25 protein-coding genes are annotated in these 23359 nt (G+C 67.9%); 14 read left to right on the plus strand and 11 right to left on the minus strand.

Going from position 1 to position 23359, the window contains the following annotated elements; translation table 11 throughout:
- Positions 1-21: 21 nt before the first annotated feature.
- The 9 genes from ACWD6R_RS19470 (at position 22) to ACWD6R_RS19510 (ending at position 8128) form a co-directional block, all read left to right on the plus strand.
- On the plus strand, positions 22-1359 hold the full coding sequence (locus ACWD6R_RS19470) for a CpaF family protein (RefSeq protein ID WP_451819809.1): 1338 nt from the start codon (positions 22-24) through the stop codon (positions 1357-1359).
- Between the two features lie 11 nt (positions 1360-1370).
- Positions 1371-2309: a type II secretion system F family protein gene (locus ACWD6R_RS19475; RefSeq protein WP_451819810.1), complete on the plus strand. Its 939-nt coding sequence runs from the start codon at positions 1371-1373 to the stop codon at positions 2307-2309.
- A 14-nt stretch (positions 2310-2323) separates the two neighbouring features.
- Complete coding sequence (locus ACWD6R_RS19480; RefSeq protein WP_451819835.1) at positions 2324-3211, plus strand: DUF5936 domain-containing protein; 888 nt, start codon at positions 2324-2326, stop codon at positions 3209-3211.
- Between the two features lie 51 nt (positions 3212-3262).
- Positions 3263-4579 carry a sensor histidine kinase gene (locus ACWD6R_RS19485; protein ID WP_451819811.1) on the plus strand — a complete coding sequence of 439 codons (1317 nt, stop codon included), beginning with the start codon at positions 3263-3265 and terminating at the stop codon, positions 4577-4579.
- Between the two features lie 50 nt (positions 4580-4629).
- Complete coding sequence (locus ACWD6R_RS19490) at positions 4630-5727, plus strand: response regulator (protein WP_451819812.1); 1098 nt, start codon at positions 4630-4632, stop codon at positions 5725-5727.
- A 254-nt stretch (positions 5728-5981) separates the two neighbouring features.
- Entirely contained in the window at positions 5982-6215 is a 234-nt protein-coding gene (locus ACWD6R_RS19495; protein WP_451819813.1) for a hypothetical protein, read from the plus strand.
- Positions 6212-6820, plus strand: a complete 609-nt coding sequence (locus ACWD6R_RS19500; RefSeq protein WP_451819814.1) for a pilus assembly protein TadG-related protein — start codon at positions 6212-6214, stop codon at positions 6818-6820. Before ACWD6R_RS19495 ends, ACWD6R_RS19500 begins: the two co-directional genes overlap by 4 nt.
- Positions 6821-6851: 31 nt before the next feature.
- Entirely contained in the window at positions 6852-7469 is a 618-nt protein-coding gene (locus ACWD6R_RS19505) for a hypothetical protein (protein WP_451819815.1), read from the plus strand.
- An 8-nt stretch (positions 7470-7477) separates the two neighbouring features.
- On the plus strand, positions 7478-8128 hold the full coding sequence (locus ACWD6R_RS19510) for an OmpA family protein (protein ID WP_451819816.1): 651 nt from the start codon (positions 7478-7480) through the stop codon (positions 8126-8128).
- A gap of 609 nt (positions 8129-8737) precedes the next feature.
- Here ACWD6R_RS19510 and ACWD6R_RS19515 read toward each other — a convergent pair.
- The 4 genes from ACWD6R_RS19515 to ACWD6R_RS19530 form a co-directional block, all read right to left on the minus strand.
- A complete protein-coding gene (locus ACWD6R_RS19515) occupies positions 8738-9556 on the minus strand; it encodes an ATP-grasp domain-containing protein (RefSeq protein WP_451819817.1) in 819 nt (272 codons plus the stop codon).
- On the minus strand, positions 9553-10491 hold the full coding sequence (locus ACWD6R_RS19520; protein ID WP_451819818.1) for an ATP-grasp domain-containing protein: 939 nt from the start codon (positions 10489-10491) through the stop codon (positions 9553-9555). Before ACWD6R_RS19520 ends, ACWD6R_RS19515 begins: the two co-directional genes overlap by 4 nt.
- 328 nt (positions 10492-10819) lie before the next feature.
- A complete protein-coding gene (locus ACWD6R_RS19525; RefSeq protein ID WP_451819819.1) occupies positions 10820-11011 on the minus strand; it encodes a hypothetical protein in 192 nt (63 codons plus the stop codon).
- A gap of 11 nt (positions 11012-11022) precedes the next feature.
- Positions 11023-11874, minus strand: coding sequence for a helix-turn-helix domain-containing protein (locus ACWD6R_RS19530; RefSeq protein ID WP_451819820.1), 852 nt, complete (start codon positions 11872-11874; stop codon positions 11023-11025).
- 308 nt (positions 11875-12182) lie between these two features.
- On the opposite strand from ACWD6R_RS19530, the gene ACWD6R_RS19535 reads away from it, so the two are divergent.
- A complete protein-coding gene (locus ACWD6R_RS19535) occupies positions 12183-12683 on the plus strand; it encodes an ATP-binding protein (protein WP_451819821.1) in 501 nt (166 codons plus the stop codon).
- Between the two features lie 327 nt (positions 12684-13010).
- Here ACWD6R_RS19535 and ACWD6R_RS19540 read toward each other — a convergent pair whose 3' ends face one another.
- From ACWD6R_RS19540 to ACWD6R_RS19555, 4 genes are read right to left on the minus strand one after another with little or no spacing between them, the layout of a single operon-like run.
- Positions 13011-14264, minus strand: coding sequence for an NAD(P)/FAD-dependent oxidoreductase (locus ACWD6R_RS19540; RefSeq protein WP_451819822.1), 1254 nt, complete (start codon positions 14262-14264; stop codon positions 13011-13013).
- A complete protein-coding gene (locus ACWD6R_RS19545; protein ID WP_451819823.1) occupies positions 14261-15697 on the minus strand; it encodes an FAD-dependent oxidoreductase in 1437 nt (478 codons plus the stop codon). The genes ACWD6R_RS19540 and ACWD6R_RS19545 overlap by 4 nt, the downstream gene beginning before the upstream one ends.
- Positions 15694-17127, minus strand: a complete 1434-nt coding sequence (locus tag ACWD6R_RS19550; protein ID WP_451819824.1) for an FGGY family carbohydrate kinase — start codon at positions 17125-17127, stop codon at positions 15694-15696. The genes ACWD6R_RS19545 and ACWD6R_RS19550 overlap by 4 nt, the downstream gene beginning before the upstream one ends.
- Positions 17124-18584: an APC family permease gene (locus ACWD6R_RS19555; protein WP_451819825.1), complete on the minus strand. Its 1461-nt coding sequence runs from the start codon at positions 18582-18584 to the stop codon at positions 17124-17126. Before ACWD6R_RS19555 ends, ACWD6R_RS19550 begins: the two co-directional genes overlap by 4 nt.
- 534 nt (positions 18585-19118) lie before the next feature.
- Here ACWD6R_RS19555 and ACWD6R_RS19560 point away from each other — a divergent pair.
- The 3 genes from ACWD6R_RS19560 to ACWD6R_RS19570 all read left to right on the plus strand — a co-directional run bounded on the left by ACWD6R_RS19560 (position 19119) and on the right by ACWD6R_RS19570 (position 21208).
- The gene (locus ACWD6R_RS19560) at positions 19119-19880 is read left to right on the plus strand and encodes a DeoR/GlpR family DNA-binding transcription regulator (RefSeq protein WP_451819826.1); all 762 of its coding nucleotides are present in this window, start codon (positions 19119-19121) and stop codon (positions 19878-19880) included.
- 285 nt (positions 19881-20165) lie between these two features.
- On the plus strand, positions 20166-20552 hold the full coding sequence (locus ACWD6R_RS19565) for a RidA family protein (RefSeq protein ID WP_451819827.1): 387 nt from the start codon (positions 20166-20168) through the stop codon (positions 20550-20552).
- 14 nt (positions 20553-20566) lie between these two features.
- Entirely contained in the window at positions 20567-21208 is a 642-nt protein-coding gene (locus tag ACWD6R_RS19570) for a haloacid dehalogenase-like hydrolase (protein ID WP_451819828.1), read from the plus strand.
- A 136-nt stretch (positions 21209-21344) separates the two neighbouring features.
- On the opposite strand, the gene ACWD6R_RS19575 is transcribed toward ACWD6R_RS19570, so the two are convergent.
- Positions 21345-21536 carry a hypothetical protein gene (locus ACWD6R_RS19575; protein WP_327244608.1) on the minus strand — a complete coding sequence of 64 codons (192 nt, stop codon included), beginning with the start codon at positions 21534-21536 and terminating at the stop codon, positions 21345-21347.
- An 11-nt stretch (positions 21537-21547) separates the two neighbouring features.
- Entirely contained in the window at positions 21548-21793 is a 246-nt protein-coding gene (locus ACWD6R_RS19580) for a Scr1 family TA system antitoxin-like transcriptional regulator (protein ID WP_451819829.1), read from the minus strand.
- Positions 21794-22155: 362 nt separating this feature from the next.
- Here ACWD6R_RS19580 and ACWD6R_RS19585 point away from each other — a divergent pair, with 362 nt between their 5' ends.
- The gene (locus ACWD6R_RS19585) at positions 22156-23028 is read left to right on the plus strand and encodes an LLM class F420-dependent oxidoreductase (protein WP_451819830.1); all 873 of its coding nucleotides are present in this window, start codon (positions 22156-22158) and stop codon (positions 23026-23028) included.
- 128 nt (positions 23029-23156) lie between these two features.
- On the opposite strand, the gene ACWD6R_RS19590 is transcribed toward ACWD6R_RS19585, so the two are convergent.
- Positions 23157-23359: transglycosylase SLT domain-containing protein (locus ACWD6R_RS19590; RefSeq protein ID WP_451819831.1), on the minus strand; the 203-nt coding region annotated here is incomplete at its 5' end.

Below are 23359 nucleotides of genomic sequence, written 5' to 3' on the forward strand. Positions count from 1 at the left end.
GTGGGAACGAGGAGTTACGGAATGAGTCTGCGGGCACGCGTCACCGCCCCCGAGAAGCACAGCGGGGCGCGGGAGGACGGCCACATGGTCGCCACCTACCGCGCCAAGCTGCTCGAAGAGATCGACCTGGCGGAGATGTCCTCGCTCGCCGCGGCCGACCGGCGGGCTCGGCTGGAGCGCGTCCTCAGCCACATCATCAGCCGTGAGGGACCGGTCCTCTCGACCGTCGAACGAACGCAACTGATCCGCCGGGTCGTCGACGAGGCTCTCGGCCTCGGCATCCTGGAACCGCTCCTCGAAGACGCGTCCATCACCGAGATCATGGTGAACGGCCCTGACCAGATCTTCGTCGAGCGCAGCGGCAAGGTCGAGCAGCTCCCGATGCGCTTCGGTTCGCACGAGCAGCTGATGCAGACCATCGAGCGCATCGTGTCGACCGTCAACCGCCGGGTGGACGAGTCGAATCCGATGGTCGACGCCCGCCTGCCCAGCGGCGAGCGCGTCAATGTGATCATCCCGCCGCTCTCGCTGTCCGGTGCGACACTCACCATCCGACGCTTCCCGCGGGCCTTCACGCTCCAGGAGATGATCAGCATCGGCTCGCTCGACGAGCAGATGCTGATCCTGCTCTCCGGGCTCGTCCAGGCCAAGCTCAACGTCATCGTCTCCGGCGCCACCGGTACGGGAAAGACGACGCTGCTCAACGCTCTCTCCGGGCTCATCCCGGACAGCGAGCGCATCGTCACCATCGAGGACTCCGCCGAGCTGCAGCTCCAGCAGAGCCATGTGATCCGGCTGGAGTCCCGCCCGGCCAACGTCGAGGGGAAGGGCCAGATCACCATCCGTGACCTGGTCCGCAACTCCCTGCGTATGCGCCCCGACCGGATCGTCGTCGGTGAGGTCCGTGGCGGCGAATCGCTCGACATGCTCCAGGCGATGTCGACCGGTCACGACGGCTCGCTCGCCACCGTCCACGCCAACAACGCCGAGGACGCGCTCATGCGTCTGCAGACCCTGGCGTCGATGTCCGAGATCAAGATCCCATTCGAGGCACTGCACGACCAGATCAACAGCGCCGTCGATGTCATCGTCCAGCTCACCCGGCACGCCGACGGCTCCCGCAAGGTCACCGAGATCGCCGTCCTCGACTCGCACGGCCGCGACCCCTACCGCATCGTGACCGTCGCCCGGTTCAACGCCCAGCCGATGGCCGCCGACGGGCGGATCTACGGCGAGTTCCAGTACCTCCCGATCCCGCGCAAGATCGCCGACCGTCTCTACATGGCCAGCCAGCCCGTCCCGCAGGCCTTCGGAGTCGCCGCGTCCGCCGAACAGCTCGCCACCCGAGAGGCCAACTAGGTACCTGTGCCATGACAAATCTTCCTCTTCTCACGATCGGCGTCACGCTGCTCTGCGGCGTGACGGGCGTCATGGGCCTGCACGCCTACTCCGGCGGGAAGGCCGACCGGGACGCCCTGGTGGACCGCCTCTCGCACACCAGCCATATCCCGGAAACTGGGCGCCACCGCCGCTTCCGGGGTGTCGACCGCAGGCTGCGTAAGACCGGTCTGGGCCGGAAGCTCGAACTGAAGCTGGCCGCCACCGGCCTGGATCTCACCCCGGGTGAATTCTTCGTCTACTCGCTCCTCGTCATGGCCGGACTGTGGATGATCGCCTCGTCCATGCTCGCCAGCTTCTTCGGTCCGGTTGCCGCGCTCATCGGTCTCTGGGGCACCAACGCGTTCCTGAACTGGCAGCGGACCAAACGCACCGAACGCTTCATCAACCAGCTCCCCGAACTCGCCCGTATCCTTGCCAACGCCACCCAGGCAGGCCTCGCGCTGCGTACCTCCATCAGCATGGCGGCCGACGAGATGGAGGATCCGGCGGGCGAGGAACTGGCCCGGGTCTCCCGACGCCTCGCCGTCGGTGAACCCCTCGAAGACGCGATGAGTGAGCTGACCGACCGACTGCCCTCCCGCGAACTCGTCGTCCTCGTCACCACCCTCGTGCTGTCCAACCGGGCCGGCGGTACGGTCGTCAGCTCCCTGCGCAACCTCACCGAGACGCTGGAGGAGCGCAAGGAGACCCGGCGCGAGGTCAAGACCCAGCTGTCCCAGGTGACGGTCACCGCCTATGCCGTCCCGATGTTCGGCCTGGGCGCCATGCTCCTGATGAACGCCGTCATGCCCGGCGCACTCGACCGCATGACCGGCGCCTTCATCGGCCAGGTCGCGGTGGTCATCTCCATCGCTCTGTACGCGATCGGATTCATCGTGATCCGCCGCATGTCCCGGATCGACGTCTGATGGGCGGCGCGCACATGGACCTGCTGCTCGCAGGCGTCATGGGTCTCGCGGTGTACGGAGCCATCGCCGGTATCCGCATGTACCGGCGCGACGCGAAGCTCCCCGGCGACCTCGCGATCGCTCTGGAAGTCGGTTCTACCCGCACCAGCGCGGTCGGTTCCGGTATCGACCGGCTCGGCATGCGCTGGGCCCCGGCGGTCCTGCGGATGATGGGACCCAAGGCCGTCAACAAGAAGCGCCGCCAGATCGACCTGGCGGGCAACCCTGGCGGTCTGACGATCGACCGCTACGCCGCCCGCCGAGCCGTCTACGGCGGCCTCGGCGTGTTCGGCGCCTTCACCATGCTCCTGCGCGGCCAGATCTTCCTGGCCCTGTTGCTGATCGCCTTCGGCGTGTTCTGGGTCGAGGTCGGCATCTGGTCGGCGGTCCGTGTCCGCCGCGACCACATCGACCGGACGCTCCCCGACTTCCTCGACGTCCTCGCCGTCGTCGTCTCCGCGGGACTCGGCTTCCGCCAGGCGCTCGGCCGCGTCGCGGAGAAGTACGAAGGCCCCTGGGCCGACGAGCTCCGCATCACATTGCGCCAGATGGACATGGGTGTCAGCCGCCGCGAGGCGTTCGAGCAGCTGCGCAAGCGCAACGACTCGGAACAGGTCGCGATGTTCGTGACCACGCTCCAGCAGGGCGAGGAGCTGGGTGCGCCGATCGTCGAGACGCTGATCCAGATCGCCAACGACATGCGGCGCACCGACGCCCAGAACGCCCGCCGCAAGGCGGCCAGGGCCGTCCCCAAGGCGACCTTCGCGGTCACGACCTTCCTGCTTCCCGGAACCCTGGTGCTGCTGACGGTCGGCTTCGTCTACGGAGCCAACATCGACTTCGGCTTCCTCACGGGCGGATGACGTGAACGAGGCGGACGGTGGGCAGGACGGTCGGAGGGAGGTGACAGGCTCATGTCGTTCCAAATCGGCGGCATCCAGTCCGGACTGAATGCCGAGGTGCGTCAAGCGATCGCCGATCCCGGTTCACGCCCGGCGTTCGCGATCCAGCTGAACGCGCTCCAGGCGATGTGTCGCCAGGTCTTCGGCTTCCGGCTCGCGATGATCGCCATGGCCACACCGTTTGCGATCGACCACACCGCGAAGGGACTGGCCTCCTGGCTGATCGGCTCGGCCATCCTCGTCACCTTCATGGGCTCGTACGTCCTGTTCCGCGACTGGGAACGCTTCGGCCCCGTCCTCCTGCGTCACCCCTGGCTGCTCGGCATAGACGCCTTCTTCGGCGCCCTGTTGCTGATCACCGCCAGCCCCGAGTCCACCCTCGCGTACGTCACCGTGTGCACTCCCCTGCTGGCCGGCCTCGTCTACGGCTGGCGCGGCGCGGCGGTCTTCACCGCACTCCAGATCGTCATCGTCCTCGGCGTGTACGGCACCGACCCGAAACTGCAGTCCGCTGACGCCACGGCGCTACTCCTTCCCGGCTTCTGTGTGATCGCGGGCGCGGTCGGAGTCACCCTGCGCAACTTGCTCCTCCGCTTCGGCACGGCCAGCCAGGCGCTCACCGAGACCAGGGCACGGCTCGCGGTGAACGAGGCGGTGGAGGGCGAGCGCACCCGGCTCGCCCGGGAGATGCACGACTCGGTGGCCAAGACCCTGCACGGTCTGGCGCTGGCCGCCGACGGTCTGGCCAGCTCCTCCGACCGGATGGATCCGCTCACCGTCAAGCACCAGGCCGAACTGGTCGCCCGCTCCGCCCGCCGGGCGGCGGCGGAGTCGCGGGAACTCCTCTCCGACCTGCGCCGTGAGTCCGGACTCGACGGGGGAGTGGACGTCGTCAGCGAGCTCCGCGCCCGCGCGGATGACTTCACCCGCCGCCACGGACTCACGGCCACCTTCCGGATGCTCAACGAGGCCCCGGTCCCGTCCGTGCCGCAGGTGGTCGCCCGCCAGCTGCTCACGGTCGCCTCCGAAGCGATGGAGAACGCCCATCGCCATGCCCACCCCACCTATCTCGTCGTGCTCGCAGGCGTGAAGGGCGATTTCCTGCGTGTCAGCGTGTACGACGACGGACGCGGCCTGCCCCCGGGCACGACGCTCGACGACCTCAGGCGCGCCGGGCACTTCGGTCTCGTCGGCATGGTCGAACGCGCCGCGTCCATCGGCGCCCGCATCCGCATCGGCAAGGGCAAGGCGGCCAAGGGCACCGAAGTACGCCTGGAACTCCCGGTGGCCGCTCTCGTCGCCGGTCCAGAAACACAGCAAGTGAACTGACCCGCTCCACTCCACCTCACCCCCCATAGATCCTGAGAGGAGGTCGCAGAATGCCGGACGATGTCTCCCGCGCTTCGGGCCAGAACTGGGCGGCACAGAACCACACCTCCCAGCACACGTCCTCGCACATCACCCCGCTCAACTCGGAGCCCAGCTCCTTCGGGTTCCCCGTCCCCCAGCAGCCCGCGGCATCCGAGGTCACACCTCCCTTCCCCGCAGCCCCGCCCATGGCACTCCCCAGCCCCCTGCGGGTCGTCGTCGCCGACGACAACCCCGTGGTCCGGGCCGGCCTGGGCGTCCTGCTCTCCGGCCGCGACGACATCGAGGTCGTCGCGGAGGCCGCGGACGGCCGCCAGGCCTATGACATGGCCGTTCTGCACCGCCCGGACGTCGTCCTGCTCGATGTCCGCATGCCTGGCGTCGACGGCATCTCCGCCCTGCCCCACCTCGTACAGGTCGCGCCGGTCATGATGCTGACCTACAGCCGTGAGAGCGAGATCGTCCACGAGACGCTGCGCCTGGGCGCGGGCGGATACCTGGTCCATGGCGAGTTCACGGCCAACCAGTTGGTGCAGGCCGTGCGGGACACCAAGAGCGGTCGCGCTCACTTCACCGCGACCGCGGCCAACGCCCTCCTCGCCCACATGAGGCAGGGGCACGGCCCACAGGGACGACCGCTTCCGGAGGGGCTCGGCGCCGCCCTGACCACGGGCGTTCCGTACTCGGGGGCCGGCTACGACGGCCACGCCCCGAGTTCCGTACAGCAACACGGTGCGCCTGCACATGCACCCAAGCCGGAACCGTCTCCACCTGCGGCGCGACAGGTCCGGCCATCACAGGGTCTTTCGCATCTGCAACCAGTTGTGACACAGTCTTCCGTGACCGAGGGGCTGGGTGCTATCCCCAACAGGCGGCAGTACGGTCTGAGTTCACGGGAGGTGGAGGTCATGGAGCTGATCGCGTCCGGCATGAGCAATCAGCAGATTGCCGCCACCTGCTTCATCAGCGAGAAGACGGTCAAGAACCACATCAACCGCATCTTCACCAAGTTGCACAGTGTCAGCCGCAGTGAGGCCATCGCCCGCTGGCTCGGCACGGCCCCCGCGGCGGCACCGGGGGCGCGTGGGGCTGGTGGTCACCATGGCTGAGCGGGGAAGCGAGAACGGCAGCGGGATCGTGGTCTTACGCATGGGACGTGGGGCCCAGCACGAGCCGACCCAGGCCCAACTGATGCTTTGGGCCCGGGAATGGGCCCTGGGACCCTCCGGCGTTCAGGGTGTGCCGCCGTATGTTTCTCATGTCGCCAGCGGCTCCGGCCAGGAGGAAGCCGGAACCGCTGGCGACACCAAAGAAACGTGCGAGTCGGCCGGCTACCGGTCGGCCGAACCCGGAGGGGAACACCATGTCGGACATCACCCTGAAGACCGCCGTCCGCGTCAACGGCTGGGCCAACACCGCGGTCAGCGCGATCCAGAAGCGTTACGCGGCCAAGGACCGCGGTCAGACGGCGTTCGAGTACCTGGGCATCATCCTGGTGGTCGTGGCGATCATCGGCGCGATCATGGCCACGGGCATCGGTGGCAACATCTCGGAGCGGATCGATGGCCTTGTGACCTCCATCACCTCGGGCACGTGACCGAGCGCAGTCGCCGCGATGCAGGGCAGGCCTTCCCCATCTACGTAGTGATGGTGGCGGGTCTGCTCTTCCTCGTGTTCGCATTCTTTGCTGTCGGCAAGGCCGCGGCTTTGCGTAATGGAGCCCAGGGGGCGGCGGATGCTGCCGCGCTGGCTGCCGCTCAACAGACTCGTGAGGACTTTGAGGTCCCGTTCCTCGCGTCGCTCCCCGGGAACATGCTGGAGCAGTTCCTTCAGGTCCACCCGGTTATGGGGTGTCGTGCGGCTTACGGATTTGCCGCATCGAATCAGGCGAAGGTCAGGCACTGTTGGCGGACGCTCGGTGGCTATCGAGACCGGATCAAGGTCGAGGTCAAGGGCCGTAAACCGGTGGACTCGTCGGTGATTCCCGGCACGAAGAGGAAGTTTGCGCACGCCACGGCAACTGCCATTGTCGAGTTCCGCTGCCGCGGGTGGAAGGCCCTGGACTTCAACGATGACGGTGTCCAGGACTTGTACATATTCCCGTGCGGGGACGCCGGGACGGTTGAAATCGCGCCAAGCAGCCCCCCGCCCTGGTCCGAGGTGAGCAAGATTCTCTACGACGTGCACCTGGTCGACAATTGATGGCGAACGACGAGTAAAGGATTCAGAACCCATGAGCATTCGGCGCTCCACCAGATCCCGAAGGGCTGTGGCAGCCGTCTCGCTGGCGGCAGCAATGGCCCTGACTGCCGTTGGCTGCGGCGCTGATGGCGGTGGCGGAAAGACCAATGAAGCTGGTTCGTCGCCATCCTCTACTCCGTCCAAGCCCTCGGAAGAGGACAAGGGCGCAAAGCAGGAGGACACGGCTGCCGGTGACAATGTGGACCCGAATGTGAAACTCGCTCAGGTCAATGGTCGCGATGGGCTGACTCTTGTCGTCAATGAGGTAAAGCGCGACAGTGGCGGGTTCGTTACTGTCAGCGGCGTGATCAAGAATGACGGGGACAGTATTCAGAGTGGCGGCCAGTGGTCGGGCAACGAGAAAACTATCGTGGTCAAGAATCCGAATTCTGTAGCAGGCGCGACACTTGTGGACAAGGTCGGCAAGAAGCGCTACTACATCCTTCGGGACACGGATGGGCGATGCCTCTGCACCACCGGGCTGACAGCGATTCCGGCCGGAAAGTCGGTCTCTGTCTTCATGCAGTTCCCGGCTCCTCCCGCCACCAGCACTGAGGTTGACTTCACGCTGCCGACGTTTGCCACTGCCTCGCTGAAGATTTCTGGGTGATGGCCGACATGAAATGCGTTCGTTCACGGCGCGGGCAACGCCATGTCGCAGGACGTGCCATCGCTGTAGCGGTACTGCTGGCCGGCACTACCGTCTTCGGCGCGACGACGGCACTGGCTGATGACGGCCCCAGCGTGCCGCCCGGCACCGAAGCGTCGTCGGTGCCGCCCGTCCAGGTGGACGGCAACGACCCCGATCTCAAAATGGCCGAGGGGGCCACGCTCGCCCCCGCCAAAGTCCTCGACATCATCCAGGTCGTCGAGGACATGGGCGGCGAAGAGCGCCGCGAGGACAGCAACGCCAGCATCAAGTTCGCGCTCCAGGCGGAGGTCCTCTTCGGCAAGGACAGCGCGAAACTGAGCGCCGCAGCCAAGTCCCGTATCGCAGCGGTCGCAGCCGAGATCAAGAAGCAGAACGCCACCAAGGTGCGCGTCTTCGGCTTCACCGACAATCTCGGGTCCTCCGCACACGGCGACGTGCTGTCCAAGCAGCGTGCCGATGCGGTGCACGGCGAGCTGGTCGAGTCGCTCGGATCGACGATCACCTTCGAGATCCGCGGTTACGGCGAGCAGTACCCGATCGCCGACAACAGCACGGAAGAGGGCCGGAAGAAGAACCGGCGCGTGGAGGTCTCCTTCCCGCGCGGCGGCGCTTCCTGACCAAGTTACGTACGCACAGGGCTTGTGTAGGGTCTCAAATTTCTTGGCAGAACCTCAGAGCGTTGTGGCCAACCGAGCGGTGTTCGAGGTAACCACCGCGGGTGATCATTCGCTCAAGGGTGCCGCTTGCGGGATGCGCATGAAAGAACGGGCCTCTCGGTAGAGACGCGGTTGAAGACGACCGATCTCGCCGGGAGGCCCGTTCCCGCGCCAGTTCACTACCGACGCCGTCGGCGAGTCCACTGCGGTCACTCCGGAGTGTGACTGCTACGTCCACCAGTTCGGGGCGATCGCGCCGGGGCGCCGACTGCGCCGGTATCCGAGCGACATGACGGACGAGGTGCCCGCCGCTTCACGCTCCACCCGCCGCAACACTGGCGATGGGAGCACGATTTCGCCGCCCCGTGGACAGCGACCGGTCAGCGCCTGATCACCTGAACCACGCGGCCCGACCCGCCCGCCCACGACCCGGGAGAACCTCGGAGACCCCGCACCGGACGGTCACCCGGCGCCTCATGCTGCCCACCCACCGGAAGATCACCCTGAACCCACCCGAAACCGACGATCAGAATTCACGCGGTGGATCCAGGCTCAGATCGGTGGATCAAGCTAAACCCGCTGTGTGCGGGCAGCCGATGACCGGTTGGTTCTGGACAGGGCCAGTGCCGCCAGGGCCTCCGGGGCGCCGGACTGACCCCGGACTCCGGGGAAGGCGTTTATGTCCACGATCAGTGGGGCGCCGTCGCCCGTGTCGATGATGTCCACGCCGTAGACGTCCAGTGCGAAGACCTCGCCGACCCGGCGCACCAGGGCGGGCCAGCCGGGCGGCAGGTCATCGGGGGCGAGCGGCAGTGTGGGGCCCCGCCCCTCGGGCGAGAGTTCGGAACGGCGCAGGGCGGCGAAGAGCTGGTCTCCGATCGCCCACAGTTTGTGGTCCCAGCCGCTGTTCGGTGCGAACTCCTGGACCACGACCGGCTCCTGTGGGCATGTGGCGGCGAGTTCCCGCAGTTGTGTGTCGCTGTCGAGGCGGGTCACCAGGTCGTGCCTTCGGCTGTGGCGGCTCTTGACCACCACTGGGCCGGGGAGCGGTGGGCCGGACGCCAGTTGAGCGAGTGTGGTGAAGGTGCGGGTGGCCGCGAACGGGAGGCCGGCCCGCCGGGCATGTTCCGCCATCGCTGTGCGGTCCTGGCACAGCGCGGTCGCCGCAGCCGAGTTCACCACGCAGGCGCCGCGCTGCTCCAGGGCGCGGGCGAGAGCCAGGGCCCGTGGCGTACGCGACTTCAGCAGGTAGACGCCGGCGAGGGGATCGGGGACTTCTGCCACTGTTCTCGGGTCCAGCGTCTCCACTTGATGCCCGGGGGTGAGCAGGGCGGCGGTGTCGACCAGCAGCGGATGACCGGGATCGGGCGTGATCAGGACGATTCTCATACGTTCTTGCCCGCCGCCACGGGAACCTGCACTGGGTGTGGGCGGAGTGTCAACGGCGTCCCGCCGGCCGCGTCGTGCTGTTCCAGCGGACGGGCGGAGACCGGCTCGGCCGCGCCGGACGCCTGGCCTGTACGGGCCAGCCCGAGCACGGCTCGTGCCACCCGCGCCGCCGCGTCAGGGACCTGACGGAAGCTGGGGAAGTCGTTCACATCGACGACCACGGGTCCATCCGGCCCCAGCACTACGTCCACACCATACAGATCGAGGCCGTAGACCACCCCGACCTGGGCAGCTATCGCGGCCACCTCGGCCGACAGCGGCACGCGGCGTTCCCGCACCGAGCGGTCCGGGTGGAGCGGAGAGCGGCGTTCTGTCGCGTACAGTTCGCCGCCGACGCTGTACACCTTGACGTCGATGCCCGAGTTGGTCACATACGGCTGGGCGATGAGCATTCCCTCTCCCACCAGCTCGGGGATCATCGTGGCGAGCCGGTCCGGCGACGACACCAGGTGCACGGCCCGCCCAGAGCTGCCGTCGGCGGGCTTGACCACCAGTGGGTACTCCGACGCCGGAATCTCGGCCAGCAGCTCAGGCCGCGCCGCCGCGTAGGTCGGCGGCAGAGGAAGCCCACGGCTGCGACCAATAGCTGCTGCCAGCGCCTTGTCCCGTACACCTCGTATCGACCGGGCGTCGTTGACCGTCGTCATCCCGGCCGAGGCTGCGGCTTCGAGCAAGGTGAGCCCTGGGCCGCCGGAGACCGTCTTGAGAACCCACGCGTCATGGGTGCTCGCCTGCACCGCCTCAGTCATGCGCAGCAGGGAACCGCCCGGCCGCAGCACGTCCACCTGGTGCCCCCAGGAGGTCAGTTGACGGATCACCTCAACCGGCATGCCGTCGTGGCGGTATTGCTCCTCCACCAGAAAGCAGAGCTTCATCGATCTTCCCCGCAACCCCGGACGCCCGCCCTTACCGTTCGGCATCCTGTGACGTCACAGGATGTCATGAACCGTTCTGCGGCCAGGGAGGCCGGGCTCTTGATCACCAGGGCTTCCACCCGGACGAGGCCGCCCCATCTCTTTCATCAAGTCTCTGATTCACTTCGACGCGGACAGTGCGTAGGCGTTGCCGGTATTGCCAGTTGGGGCCACCTGTCTTCACCCGGATCAGTGGCCACATGACATGCCTTCAAGGGGGCAGTGCCGCCACCCGCGAGCCCCTACAGCCCGGTACCGCGACCACGTCGGGGTGCCGGGCCGTGCGGCGTCACAGCAGGTGGTCGGCGGCGCCGGCCTTGATGTCGCGGATCATCTGCTGGAGTGCCTCGCGGCTGTCGGTGAGGAAGTGCTCCTCCGCGCCCGCGATGGTGATGTAGCTGTTGCCCTGCTCGTCGGTTCCGATCCGGTAGCAGCTGGCTCCCTCACCACAGAACGGTTCTTCCCATGTGATGCCGTGCACGGAGACTCCCCTCAGAGGTGACGTGCGATGTCCTGGATGAAATCCCGTGACTGCTCGGGCGGCAGCGCAATCCGTTCCATCCAATCGAGATGTGAACGGTACTTGGCCAGTTGTGCTTCCCCGTAAAGGAATTCGGGCCCGTGGGTGCTGTCCACCTGCACCGTGTCCAGCTGGGGCACAGGGCCTTCGGAGTAGTTCACGGTCTGCCCCGCACCGGGAAAGGCGCCCGCCTCGAACGGGGTTACGCGCAGGGTGATGTGGCGGCGTTCCGACGTGGCGAGGAGGTGTTCGAGCTGGGCCCGCGCTACCTTCCGTCCGCCGAACTGCATGCGGAGGGCAGCCTCGTGAATTACGCCGACGTACTCCGGTGCCGACATGCCGTCGAGGACCTGCTGGCGTTCCACGCGGTGGGCCAGGCGTAGGGCGACCTCGTGCTTCGGGAGTGCGGGGACGACGACACGGAATACGGCGAGGGCGTGGTCGCTGGTCTGGAGGATCCCCGGGATATGGACGGAGTGCGCCGTCCGCATGCGCAGGGCGTGGGCTTCCAATTCGGCGATGTCCAGGAGACCGCTGGGGAGGGTGGGCCGGTAGCGTTCCCACCATCCGCGGCGCGCAGGGCGGGCCATGTCGGCCAAGGCGTCCACGTACGTCTGGTCCGTGCAGCCGCAGGCGTCGGCGAGCGTGCGCAGCCGGTGGTCGCTGATGGCGCGGAGCCCCTGCTCGATGTTGGAGAGCCGGGAACGGTCGACACCGAGCAGTCTGGCCGCGGTCTCGGCAGAGACATCGGCTGTGATGCGCATCTTCCGGAGTTCGCTCCCCAGACGCCGCTGACGTTCGGTCGGGGACGTTCGCGCTGCCATGTCAGTCCTTCCGTGGCCTTCCCGGCGAAGTCTGCCGTGTAAAGGGCGCCTTGGGCCACGTAGGGATTCAAATTTACAGGATTGGGTGGCCAATATGACCCTTAGCCCCCTACAGTCAGTAACGCACTGCTCACGTTGCGATGAGTCGGAAGTGCATCGCGCGGTCCTGCCCGCAGCCTCCTGCCCTGGGAGGGGCGGCCCGCGCCAGGGAGACAAGCCACCGCTCATTCAGCAGCGCACGAGCCACCTGTGCGCATCGACGCGATAGAGAGACCGCCAACTCGCCACCCGTACAAGGGGAGTCAGTCATGCCGCAATCTCCGCGCGCCGCGCTCTGCCCGGTAGCCACCGAGGAGCCCGCACCCGACCCGTATCCGTACGCGACCGCGTACCCGAGGCGCCGCTCCGAGCGTGGGCTCGCGCTCAGCCTCACTCTTCCCGGTGATCCGCGGAGCGCGGCGATCGGACGCAACACGGTCACGGCCTCGCTGCGCGCGTACGGGCTTACTCCGTACATCTGGCCGGCCGCGCTCGTGGTGAGCGAACTGGTCGGCGTCACCACCACCATGACCCCGGGCGAGGAGTTGTACGTCTCCGCGCGGCACCGCGACAACGCGCTCCGGATCGTCGTCTGGGACCAGCATCCGCGCCACTGCGACCCGGACGCCGTCACGCTCTGCGAGGCACGGCGCCGGCGGGCGCTGTGGCTGCTGGCTGCGGTCGTGGACGACTGGGGTGGGGAGTGGGGTGTCTGCGACGCGATGCCGCCGCACGCGGGCACCAAGTCCTGGGTGGCGTTGCCGCGCTGACCGGCGCGAGGAGCGCGGGCACTTGCTCCGCGAGGGGCCACGGAAGGGAGGCCGTCGTAAAGCCATCGAACGGCAACGGGTTCATAGCCATATCTGGAACCCCCGGGCCTCACCGATCCTGCGAATGACCGGCTCGAACCCTCAGCTGAAATGTAGGACGGGTCCTCAGCCGGACCGAGCGGTGGTCGCTGTAGAGCAGACGTCGCCACGCTGGATCTACGCTCCCCAGCGGTCAAGTACGCAGCAGCCGCCGCGCTCGTGTCTTTCCGGCCGTCGAGGAGGAGAGGTATGAGCGCGGCGGCCGGTCCACAGTCGCCTGCGAGGTTGTCAGGCGAGGCTGATGTGCACGGTGCCCCCGATGCGGGAGATCCCGTCCAGGATGGTGGAGGGGACGCGGAAGACGCGGCCGGGGGCTGCGGGCCAGGCGAGGGTGCGGCGGGTGACGACGCGCCCGTCCTGGCGAACGGCGACCCTGGGGAACCGGACGTACTCGTCGGACCACAACAGGAGCCGGCCGCGGGCCGGAGCCGGGTCGTTGGGGCGCAGAATCTGCGGGGCGACCCAGCGGAAGGGGGCGCCGACGGTCAGCCGTACGCCCTCGGCCGGCCTGCGCCGACCGTGCAGGTGGTTGATGACCTGCTGGGCGACGTGTTTGCCGTCGAGGGCGGCGACGTCGGCGGTGTCGACGGGGTGGAGCAAGTTGCCGGCGGCGAAGACGCCGAGGCGGCTGGTGCGCAGGGCGGTGTCGGTGAGAGGGCCGAGGGTGCCGTCGTCGAGGGTGATGCCGGCGGCGCGGACGAGTTCGTGGTCGGGGATCCAGTCGCCGGTGAAGACGACGGTGTCGCATTCGACAGTGCGGCGCTTGCCGGTGTCGAGGTGCTCGATCTCGACGGCCTGGCAGCGGCCCTTGCCGATGACCTGGGTGACGCGGCTGCGGGTCGCGACGGGGACGCGTAGTACGGTGCGGCCGGCCGCGTTGAAGGCGCCGTAGGACTCTGCCTTCGGGTACTGGCTGATCATGAGCGCGGGGGTGCAGCCTGCCTCGCGGAGGGTGAGGGCCGCGGACCAGCTGACGAGTTCGCCTCCGACGATGACGGCTCGCTTACCGACGGGCTGGTGGTGGAGGTGGACGAGGTTTTGGAGTTGTCCGGTGGTGTAGACGCCGTGGGGGCGGTCACCGGGGATGCGGCGTGCAGTGCGGGGGCGCTCGCGTGCGCCGGTGGCCAGCACGATGGCCCGCGGGCGGATCTGGTAGCGGCCGTCGGGGCTGGTGACGTCGAGGGTGTGCTCGTCTGCCCAGCCGGTGACCATGGTGTTGGTCCGGATCTCGGCCCCGGCCTGCGTGGCGCGGTCCACGAGGTGGCGGGCGTAGGCGGGGCCGGACATCACGCGGTGCAGGTCGCGCAGGCCGTAGCCGGTGTGGTCGCTGTGGCGGGGGATGCCACCGGCGGTGTGCTCGCGGTCGACGACGAGGATGTGCCCGGCACGGCGGTCGGCGAGTTCGGCGGCTGCGGTGAGTCCTGCGGGTCCGCCTCCGATGATGAGGACATCGGGTTTGATGAGGGGCAGCTGGTAGGTCATCGGTTGTCCTTGTGCTGGCTGCTGCAGCCGTCGTCGGTGTGGTGCTGGGTGTGCAGGGCCGCTACGGCTGCGCCGCAGAAGAAGCCCTGGCAGCGGCCGTTCATGGACCGGGTGCGGCGGCGCAGTCCTTCGAGACTGTGTGCGGGCACGGGCGCGTGGCAGGCGTCGCGGATCTCGCCTTCGGTGACGCGCTCGCAGAAGCAGACGATGGTGCCGTAGGCGGGGTCCGAGGCGATGAGTTCGGCGTCCTGGTAGGGGCGCGTGGCGGCTTCGCCGATGTTCGGCATCTGCGGCGGGGCGGGCAGGTCTCTGCGGCTGCGGAGGGCCAGCCCGGCTTCTTCCAGGAGACCGCGGACGTGTTCGGCGATGGCGATCCCGGCGGTCAGGCCGGTGGAGCGGATGCCTCCGACCAGGAGGTAGCGCTGCTCGGGGGTGGCCTCGATGAGGTAGTCGGGGTGGTCGATCGCGGCGCGCAGTCCGGCGTAGCTGGCGGTGACTTCCTCGGCCAGCAGACGCGGCATGAGGCGTTCGCCCTTGGTGAGGAGGAAATCGTAGCCGTCCTCGGACGTTGCGGTGTTGGTGCGGTCTGTGAGGTCCTCGGCGGTGGGGCCGAGCATGACATTGCCGTAGATGGTCGGGGAGATCAGGACTCCCTTGCCGAGGGAGGAGGGAACGGGCAGGACGATCTTGTTGACCATCGGGCGCGTCAGCTTGTCGAAGACGAACAGCTCGCCACGCCGGGGGGTGACAGTGAAGCGGTCGTGGCCGAAGAGCCGGTCGATGTGGTCGGCCCCGAGCCCGGCGGCGTTGACGACCCAGCGGGCCCTCACCTCGCCCTTCGCGGTCTGCAGGGTGGTGACGTCGCCGACCGCGTCGACGCCGGTCACCGCGTGCTGGAGCAGAAGTCTCGTGCCGCGCTGCTGGGCGTCGGTGGCCAGGGCGAGGTTGGTGGTCCAGGTGCAGATGATCGACTCGTCCGGGACGGTGAGGCCGCCGAGCGCGCCGTCGCCGAGATCGGGAAGGCTCTGGTAGACCTCGTCCGCGCCGACGATCCTGCAGTGCTCGTAGCCATTGGCCTCGGCCTTCTTCTTCAGGCCCGGGAGTGCGTCGAGTTCCTCCTGATTCCAGGCCACCAGCACGGCGCCGGTGTGTTCCACGGGGATGCCGGTGGCTTTGGCGTAGGCGCTCAGCAAGTGGTAGCCGCGGGCGACCAGGCGCGATTCGAGCGTGCCGGGTTTGGCGTCGAAGCCCGTGTGCAGGATCGCGGTGTTGGCTTTACTGGTGCCGTCGCCCACGTCATCGCGGGCTTCGATCAAAGCCACGGAAAGCTCGAAGCCGGCCAGTTCGCGCGCGATAGCCGAGCCGACGATGCCTCCTCCGATCACCGCGACGTCAAAGACTTCGCGGTGGCGGCTGTGGGGGGTGGCGGTCATGAGTGGTCTCCCTTGGCGGCACACGCCGCGGCGGCCTGTGCCCATGTGGTGCGGAACTCCTGGGCCCGGTCCTCGGACCAGCGGGGTTCGTAGACGGTCGTCGGCTGCCAGTCCCCGACGGCCTCTTTGAGGCTGATTGCAGGGTCGAGTGCGCAGCGGGCGAGTGCGGCGGCGCCGAGGGGGGTGGCGTGTGCGTTGGGGTAGATGTCGACGGGGAGCTGGGCGATGTCGGCCTGGGCCTGCATGAGGGCGGCGGAGTTGGTCAGGCCGCCGTCCGCGCGCAGCCGGCTCAGGGGGCGGCCGAGGTCGCGGCCGACCAGGGCCGCCAGCTCGGTTACCTGCGCGGCAATGCCCTGGAGCACGGCCAGGATCAGGTGTTCTCGGCGGGTAGCCAGCGTCATGCCGGTGATGGAGGCGGTTGCTTCGGGAGCCCACCGGGGGGCGGCGAGACCGGCGAAGGCCGGCACGCACAGGACGCCCTCGCTGTCCGCCGCGACCAGCGTGTCGAGGTCGGTGGCGGACTGGAGGAGACCAAGGTCCTGCAGCCAGCGCACCGCCGAGGCCACGGTGTAGACCTGGCCGTCCACGCAGTACAGGGTCTGCCCGGCGGCCTGCCAGGCCACCGACGTCGTCAGGCCCGCACTGGAGCGCACGGGATCCAGTCCTGTGTTCGCCAGCAGAAACGCGCCTGTGCCGTACGTACACTTGGCGGTCCCTTGTTCCAGGCACGCCTCGGCGACCAGGGCGGCCTGCTGGTCGACGATCAGTCCTGCCACCGGCGTCTCCTGGCCGAAGGCACGCGTGGTGCCGACCACCTCGTCGCTGGCGACGATGCGCGGCATCCGCTCCTCGCCGAGTGAGAACCAGTCGGCGAGCTGCCCGTCCCAGGACGCGCTGTCCAGGTCGAAGATCAGGGAGCGGCTGGCGGTGGAGGCGTCAGTGACGAATTCGCCCGTCAGATGGTGTACGAGCCAGGTGTCGGTGGTGGTCACCACCCCGTCGCGGGTGAGATTGCGGCGCAGCCACGCCATCTTGGGCGCGGAGAAGTAGGAGTCAAGGACGAGGCCAGTGCGCTGGGCGATGGCCTCGCTGTGTTCGGCCAGCTCGGCACAGATGCTCTCTGCGCGCCTGTCCTGCCAGACGATGGCCGGGGACAGAGGTGTTCCTGTGGCCTCGTCCCAGGCCAGGACAGTTTCTCCTTGATTGGCCAGAGCCACGCCGTCGATCGGGCGGCCGGCCATGCTGACGGCCCGGCGCCCGGCGGTGAGGACGGAGTCGAGCAGCTCATGGGGATTCTGTTCGACACCTCCGCCGGGCAGGTAGGTGGGGCGGACAGTTTCCTCGGCGATGGCGACCGTTCCGTCTTCGGCGTCGACGACGATGGCTTTGGTGCCCGAAGTGCCCTGGTCGATGGCGAGGATCGTAGTCATCGCGAGTTCCCTTCCGTGCTGGCCCCGGTGGGGGTGGTGGCGCTGTCCAGGGCGCGGTCGACGTCGGCCATGTCCGGCATGGTCAGTGCGGCACGGCCGCGCCGGGCGATGAGCACGGCCAGGTAGACGGCGCCGATCCCGCACAGCACCAGAACGTAGATCCAGGGTCCGCGGAAGGAGGCGTCGCGGAAGATGAGCAGTTCGTATACCAGCCAGACGGCGGCGAGAACGAGGACCGGGACCTCCCACCGGCCCAGAGAGAACCCTTGGGACGGCGGCAGGGAGCGTCGCTTGGCCGCGTACATCGCCACCGTACCGGCGTAGATGACGGCGGGAAGCAGGGTGGCCGCGGAGAACAGCTGGAAGAGGGCGTCGGTGGAACCTGAGAAGACCGCGAGGATGATCTGCGCGATGAGCATCATGAAGACGGTGGCGTTCAGCGGGGTCGCGGTCCGCGGGTGGATGCGCCCCAGCAGACGCCATCCGGGAAAACGCTCGTCCCTCGACATCGCATAGACCAGGCGAGTGCCGCTGAGGGTGATCACCAGTCCGCAGGAGAAGATCGCGACCACGACGAGGACCAGCAGGCTCTTCCCGACGACCGAGCCGAGCACAGCGGTGATCACGGTGGCCACCGGGGTGGCCGACTCTGCGGCGCCGTCGACCCGGCCGGCCGCAGCGGTGATGGCGACCAGGAAGAGGAAACCGAGAACGCCCAGGGAGAGCACGGCCTGGACCATCGCCTTGGGGATGACACGGGCGGGGTCCTTGGTCTCCTCGGCCAGGTTCGCCGCGGACTCAAATCCGACGATGGTGAACGCGCCCAGGAGGAACGCCAGGGCGAAGGGGCCGGCCTGCGTCCCACCGCCCAGAGCGTAGTAGCCGCTCTCCGGCACGGGCCCGGTCTCGAACAGGTTCGCAAAGTCGAGCTTGCCGGTGAAGAAGCCCACCGCGAACAGCAGCAGGGTCAGCGTGATCATGCCGATGAGCTGCGCTGTCACAGCCACATTGTTGACCCGGTGCGTGGCGCGCGTCGAAGCGGCTACCAGCAGTGCCTGCAGCAGCATCACGCCGGCCGTGATGACCCAGGCGTTCTGCGTCGTTCCGACATAGTGCAGCAGCTCGGGAAGAATCGTGGAGGCGATCGTGTAGTCCACGGCGACCACGACAACGCCGAGGAACGCGAAAGAGATCCATCCCATGATCCAGCCCCACACGGGACCGACGATCCGCGACACCCACTGATAGGAGTAGCCGCTGATCGGGATGCGCGCCGCAAGGGCTCCGAAGACAAGGGCGATGGAGAGCTGACCGATCACCGAGATCGGCCAGGCCCAGATGCCGCGCGGCCCGGAGGTGGCCAGCACCGCGCCGTAGGTCGTGAAGATACCCGTCGCGATCGATACGAACCCGAACGCCACCGAGAACGAGGCGTACCAGCCCAGCTCCCGCGCCATCTCCTGTTTGGGCTCGGCCCCGTGACCCCCAGCTGATCTTGATCCCGGAGAGTCTGTCTCTACTTGCGCCATGAATCGCTTCCCTGCTTCAGAGTGCCCCGCCGTCGCCGCGGAAGGCAGTGGATGGTGGAGGAACCGGATGTGGTCGGCATGTAGGCACGCCCCTCAGGATGCGCTGGAGCCTGTCTGTGGGTGGCTGCGAGAGCACGGTGGTCCGTGTGACCTCGTTGCCGCCGACGGTCATCGGCAACCGCCTGACCGTTTACGTGGGATATTGACCGTCGACACTTGAAAGTGTGGACCTCTGCCCGAATGGAAAGTGTGGACCTTTGCCCGAATGTCGTCAAGGGTTCGTTCCGCTGCAACACTCGCAGCAACGCGAGCTGCACTTCCGCGCGCGGCAAGGGCCCTCTGAACAGCTATCGGAGGAGCCGGGCGCGGCTGCCGCATCACACCCGAAGCCTCAGCCGGATGGCCTGAGTCCTAGAATGCAGTCACAGGTCCACAAAAACAGTCACCCAGGGAGGGTTGGGCGTGCTTGCCGCCGAGCGCCACCGCAGAATCGTCGCTGAAATCGCCCGCCTCAAGTTCGTCACCACCGAGGACCTCACGACACTGCTGAACGTCTCCCACGAGACGGTCCGCAGGGACCTCGCCCTCCTCGAACGACGGGGCGATCTCACCCGCGTCCACGGCGGAGCCACTGCCTCCCAGGCACCCGTCGGGGAGGAAGCGTCCTTCAGCGAGCGCCGAGACGCATACCTCGCCGAGAAGAAGGAGATCGGCCGGGCAGCGGCAGCCTTGATCGAGCCCAACCAGACGGTTGTCATCGATGTCGGCACCACGGCACTGGAAGTGGCCCGCGCCCTGCCGGCCGATCACGTCGGCGTCATCGCCACCCCCTCCCTGCTCGTGGCCGCCGAGCTGAGTTCACGCCCACGCGTCGAAATTCTGGTCAGCGGCGGCCGGCTGCGCGCAGGCGACCTGGCCTGCTACAACGCCCAGACCGTGGAGTTTTTCAGCAACCTGCGCGCGGACGTCGTCTTCCTGGGGTCCGGAGGCATCGCCCCCTACGGCCTGACCGACTTCCACCTCGACGAAGTCGCGACGAAGCGCGCCATGCTTGCCAACGCTTCCCACCGCTACGTGCTGGCCGATTCCAGCAAGTTCGGGCGCACGGCCGCCCACCGCGTCTGCGGACTGAACGGCTTCGACACCCTCATTACCGACCGGCCGTGCCCGGACGACCTGCGCGCTGCCCTCAGCAGGATTGGCGGCAGCATCATCGTCGCCTGACCGGCTCGGCAGGCCCGCCAGTCACGGTTCGCCGAGGGGGGCGCTCAGGCGTCCACCCCGAACGACACTCCGGATGACCGGATGCCGGACCCCTCAGAACCTGCCGGGGCCCTGAGCCTGCGCCAGCAGGACGCTGCCGCCTGTCGGCGCCTTTGGTGACAGCTCGCTCCCGGCCGCATGTTCCGCGTCCTGCCGGGCTACTGCGCAGGGTCGGCCGGAACGTCGGCCACAGGACCGCCGGCCCCGCCGACTGACTCCACCAAGCCACCGAAACCAAGGAGAACCATGTCCCGGCGCCAGAACATCTCGTCCGGTTCCTCCCGCGAGCCCGTCCTCGGCTACTCCCGAGCCGTCCGCCTCGGCAGCCAGGTCTTCGTCGCAGGCACCACTGCCGGGTCAGCCGATGGCGCAGTCGGCGGCGCCGACGCAGCAGCCCAGGTTCGCGAGATCTTCTCCCGCATCGAAACAGCCCTCACCGAGGCAGGCGCCGGCTTCGCCGACGTCGTCCGTACACGCATCTACCTGACGGACATCGCCGACTTCGACGCTGTGGGCGCCGTCCACGGCGAGATCTTCCGCGACATCCGCCCCGTCACAGCCGTCGTGGAGGTCGGTGCCCTCGCCGCCAAGGACCTCCTCGTCGAGGTGGAAGCCGACGCGGTCCTGCAGTGAGCTCGACCGGGGCCGTGACCTCGATCTTCGACCTCGACGGAGTGCTGACCAGGGAAGACACCATGGCTTCCCTGGTCACCACCCGCCTGACAGCCCGCCCCCATCGCCTCGTTGCCGCGAGCGCACCGTTCCTGCTCGCCCAGGCAGCTCCCCCCGATGGCGCACTGAGGCCAGCCATGAACCGCGCGATCGTGACCCTCGCCTTGCGGGGGATGACCCAAAACGAATACGAGGCACTTGCCGTCACCACAGGTCAGACCATGGCAGGCCGGACAACGGTGGTAGGGCAGGCCGTCGCCAGGTGCAGGCTGGCCCGCCTCCAGGGCTCGACGGTCGTGGCGACAGCTTCGGAAGCAACCCTCGCGCGAGCCTTCCTGGACAGCGTCGGACTGCACAACATCCCGCTGGTCGCCTCCCGGCTCGAATTCGCCCAGCGGGGGCCGAGGCTGGCTACCCACAACGTCGGCGAAGCCAAACTCGCCGCAGTCCGCGCGATGGGTTTCGTTCCCGAGGAGGCAGTCTTCTACACCGACTCGGCCAGCGACATTCCGCTCGCTCGCGTCGCCCGCCAGACCGTCACCGTCAACGCTGCCCACCGCTCAATCACGAAACTAGCTGCCGCCGCCAGAAACATCACCAACGAACGCTGGCGCTGAGCTTGACTTGCAAGGTCAATGCCGTTGGCTTCGTGTTGAGTTAGCAGTTCAACGGATGCCAGGGGTGGTGTCGGCGTACTCGTCACTTTGCCGAGCCCGGTACCGAGACCACCTCGCGGTACCGGGCCCTGCGGCGTTACAGCAGGTGGTCGGCGGCGCCGGCCTTGATGTCGCGGATCATCTGCTGGAGTGCCTCGCGGCTGTCGGTGAGGAAGTGCTCCTCCGCGCCCGCGATGGTGATGTAGCTGTTGCCCTGCTCATCGGTTCCGATCCGGTAGCAGGAGTTCCCCTCGCCGCAGAACGCGTCTTCCCAGTTGACGTCCGGCATCCGTGATCCCTTCAGAGTTGGCGTGCGATGTTGTGGATGAAGTCCCGCGACTCGCTCGGCGGCAGCGCGATTCCCTCCATCCAGTCCAGGTGGGCCCGGTACTTCGCCAACTGCGCTTCCGAGAAGACGAAGACGGGCCCGTGCGAGTTGTCGAGCTGTACGGTGTCGAGCTGAGATGCCGGTCCCTCCGCGTACAGGACCGTCTGACCCGCTCCGGGGAACGCGCCTGCCTCGAACGGGATGACCAGCAGCGTCACGACGCGATGTCCGTGAGTACCGACTTCGCATCGCGTTGGTACGAGCGAGCGAGCCTCTGCCGCTCCTCCGGGAAACTGCCGCTCATCATCCTCCGCGTCAAGGTCTCGTCCGTCGCCTCCAGGTAAGGCAGGAGCGAGTGGTGCAGGAGGGTGTGTGACCAGGGGCCGCTGCCGCCCGCTGCCCCTGGTCATCGCGGCCGGGCAGCGGGCTGACGGCACCCGGTTCGGCAAGGCCGCCGTCGGCCATCACCTTGGCCCCGGCACCCGTCCGGCCGTACAGGCCATGCCTGTACGGCCGGATGCGCCTAACGTGACGAGGACTGCACAAGGTTGCCGAAGGTGTCCGGCGTGGAGGAGTGGACGTGAAGCTCGGTCTGCACTACTGGAACTACTCGCAGCCGGCCGACCCCGCGCTCATCGCGCCCACGCTCGCCGAGTCGGCGCGGATCGCCGACCAGGGCGGGGTCGCGTCGTTCACGGTGATGGACCACTACTTCCAGATGGAGACCCCGCAGAGCGCGGCCGACGCACCGATGCTGGAGGGGTACACGACCCTCGGGTACGTGGCCGCGCTGACCCAACGGATGACGCTCGGGCTGATGGTCACGGGCGTGATGTACCGCCACCCCGGCCTGCTCGCGAAGATCGTCACCAGTCTCGACGTGCTCTCCGGCGGCCGGGCGGTGCTCGGGCTCGGCGCCTCCTGGTACGAGCGGGAGCAGCGCGGGCTCGGGGTGCCGGTCGTCCCGGTGACGGAGCGGTTCGAGCGGCTCGAGGAGACGCTCCAGATCTGTCTGCAGATGTGGAGCGAGGACGACGGCCCGTACGAGGGGCGGCACTACAAGCTGGCCGAGACGCTCTGCGTGCCGGAGCCGATCGGGGAGCGGCCGCCGATCATGATCGGCGGCGGGGGCGAGAAGAAGACGCTGCGGCTGGTCGCCCGGTACGCGGACGCGTGCAACCTGTTCGCCACCGACGTCGACGAGGTGGCCCACAAACTCGACGTTCTGCGGGAGCACTGCGCGGCGGTGGGGCGCGACTACGACGCCATCGAGAAGACCCTGATGTTCAGCAGGCCGGTCCTGGACGAGACCGATGCGTTTCTCGCCGACGTCGAGGCTTACGCGGAGCTCGGCATCAGCGCGGTCCAGGTGCTGCCGGACCGGCACCCGGTCAGCTTCGCCGAACAGGTCGTCGCGCGCATCGTGCCCAGGCTCGCCGCGATCGGCGAGTAAAGCTCGGTGACGCGGCCGGCCTCGGGATCACCCGTTCCAGGATCGACCGATCAACCTGGGGGCGGGTCCGTAAGGCCGGGCCCGGGGCATGTTCTGGCCGGGTTCGGCCGCAATACCGACACGTCCGGTCAGTAGGCCGAGTTGACGTGGTCGATGGAGCCGTAGCGGTGGGCGGCGTAGTTGGCAGCGGCGGTGATGTTGGCGACCGGGTCGTAGATGTTCTTGGAGGTGCCGCTCACGTGGTACGTGTTGAACGTGGGGTCGATGACCTGGAGCAGGCCCTTGGACGGGATGCCCTTGGTGGCGTTGGAGTCCCAGTTGTTGATGGCGC

It is taken from the genome of Streptomyces sp. NPDC005151 (assembly GCF_053599875.1).

Excerpts from the sequence above, each read along its gene's own strand:
- ACWD6R_RS19530 (WP_451819820.1), bottom strand. The coding sequence starts at position 11,874 with ATGGCAGCGCGAACGTCCCCGACCGAACGTCAGCGGCGTCTGGGGAGC.
- ACWD6R_RS19470 (WP_451819809.1), top strand. The coding sequence starts at position 22 with ATGAGTCTGCGGGCACGCGTCACCGCCCCCGAGAAGCACAGCGGGGCG.
- ACWD6R_RS19480 (WP_451819835.1), top strand. The coding sequence starts at position 2,324 with ATGGACCTGCTGCTCGCAGGCGTCATGGGTCTCGCGGTGTACGGAGCC.
- ACWD6R_RS19490 (WP_451819812.1), top strand. The coding sequence starts at position 4,630 with ATGCCGGACGATGTCTCCCGCGCTTCGGGCCAGAACTGGGCGGCACAG.
- ACWD6R_RS19485 (WP_451819811.1), top strand. The coding sequence starts at position 3,263 with ATGTCGTTCCAAATCGGCGGCATCCAGTCCGGACTGAATGCCGAGGTG.
- ACWD6R_RS19545 (WP_451819823.1), bottom strand. The coding sequence starts at position 15,697 with ATGACCGCCACCCCCCACAGCCGCCACCGCGAAGTCTTTGACGTCGCG.
- ACWD6R_RS19505 (WP_451819815.1), top strand. The coding sequence starts at position 6,852 with ATGAGCATTCGGCGCTCCACCAGATCCCGAAGGGCTGTGGCAGCCGTC.
- ACWD6R_RS19515 (WP_451819817.1), bottom strand. The coding sequence starts at position 9,556 with ATGAGAATCGTCCTGATCACGCCCGATCCCGGTCATCCGCTGCTGGTC.
- ACWD6R_RS19550 (WP_451819824.1), bottom strand. The coding sequence starts at position 17,127 with ATGACTACGATCCTCGCCATCGACCAGGGCACTTCGGGCACCAAAGCC.
- ACWD6R_RS19475 (WP_451819810.1), top strand. The coding sequence starts at position 1,371 with ATGACAAATCTTCCTCTTCTCACGATCGGCGTCACGCTGCTCTGCGGC.
- ACWD6R_RS19575 (WP_327244608.1), bottom strand. The coding sequence starts at position 21,536 with ATGCCGGACGTCAACTGGGAAGACGCGTTCTGCGGCGAGGGGAACTCC.
- ACWD6R_RS19540 (WP_451819822.1), bottom strand. The coding sequence starts at position 14,264 with ATGACCTACCAGCTGCCCCTCATCAAACCCGATGTCCTCATCATCGGA.
- ACWD6R_RS19520 (WP_451819818.1), bottom strand. The coding sequence starts at position 10,491 with ATGAAGCTCTGCTTTCTGGTGGAGGAGCAATACCGCCACGACGGCATG.
- ACWD6R_RS19565 (WP_451819827.1), top strand. The coding sequence starts at position 20,166 with ATGTCCCGGCGCCAGAACATCTCGTCCGGTTCCTCCCGCGAGCCCGTC.
- ACWD6R_RS19535 (WP_451819821.1), top strand. The coding sequence starts at position 12,183 with ATGCCGCAATCTCCGCGCGCCGCGCTCTGCCCGGTAGCCACCGAGGAG.
- ACWD6R_RS19510 (WP_451819816.1), top strand. The coding sequence starts at position 7,478 with ATGAAATGCGTTCGTTCACGGCGCGGGCAACGCCATGTCGCAGGACGT.
- ACWD6R_RS19495 (WP_451819813.1), top strand. The coding sequence starts at position 5,982 with ATGTCGGACATCACCCTGAAGACCGCCGTCCGCGTCAACGGCTGGGCC.
- ACWD6R_RS19555 (WP_451819825.1), bottom strand. The coding sequence starts at position 18,584 with ATGGCGCGGGAGCTGGGCTGGTACGCCTCGTTCTCGGTGGCGTTCGGG.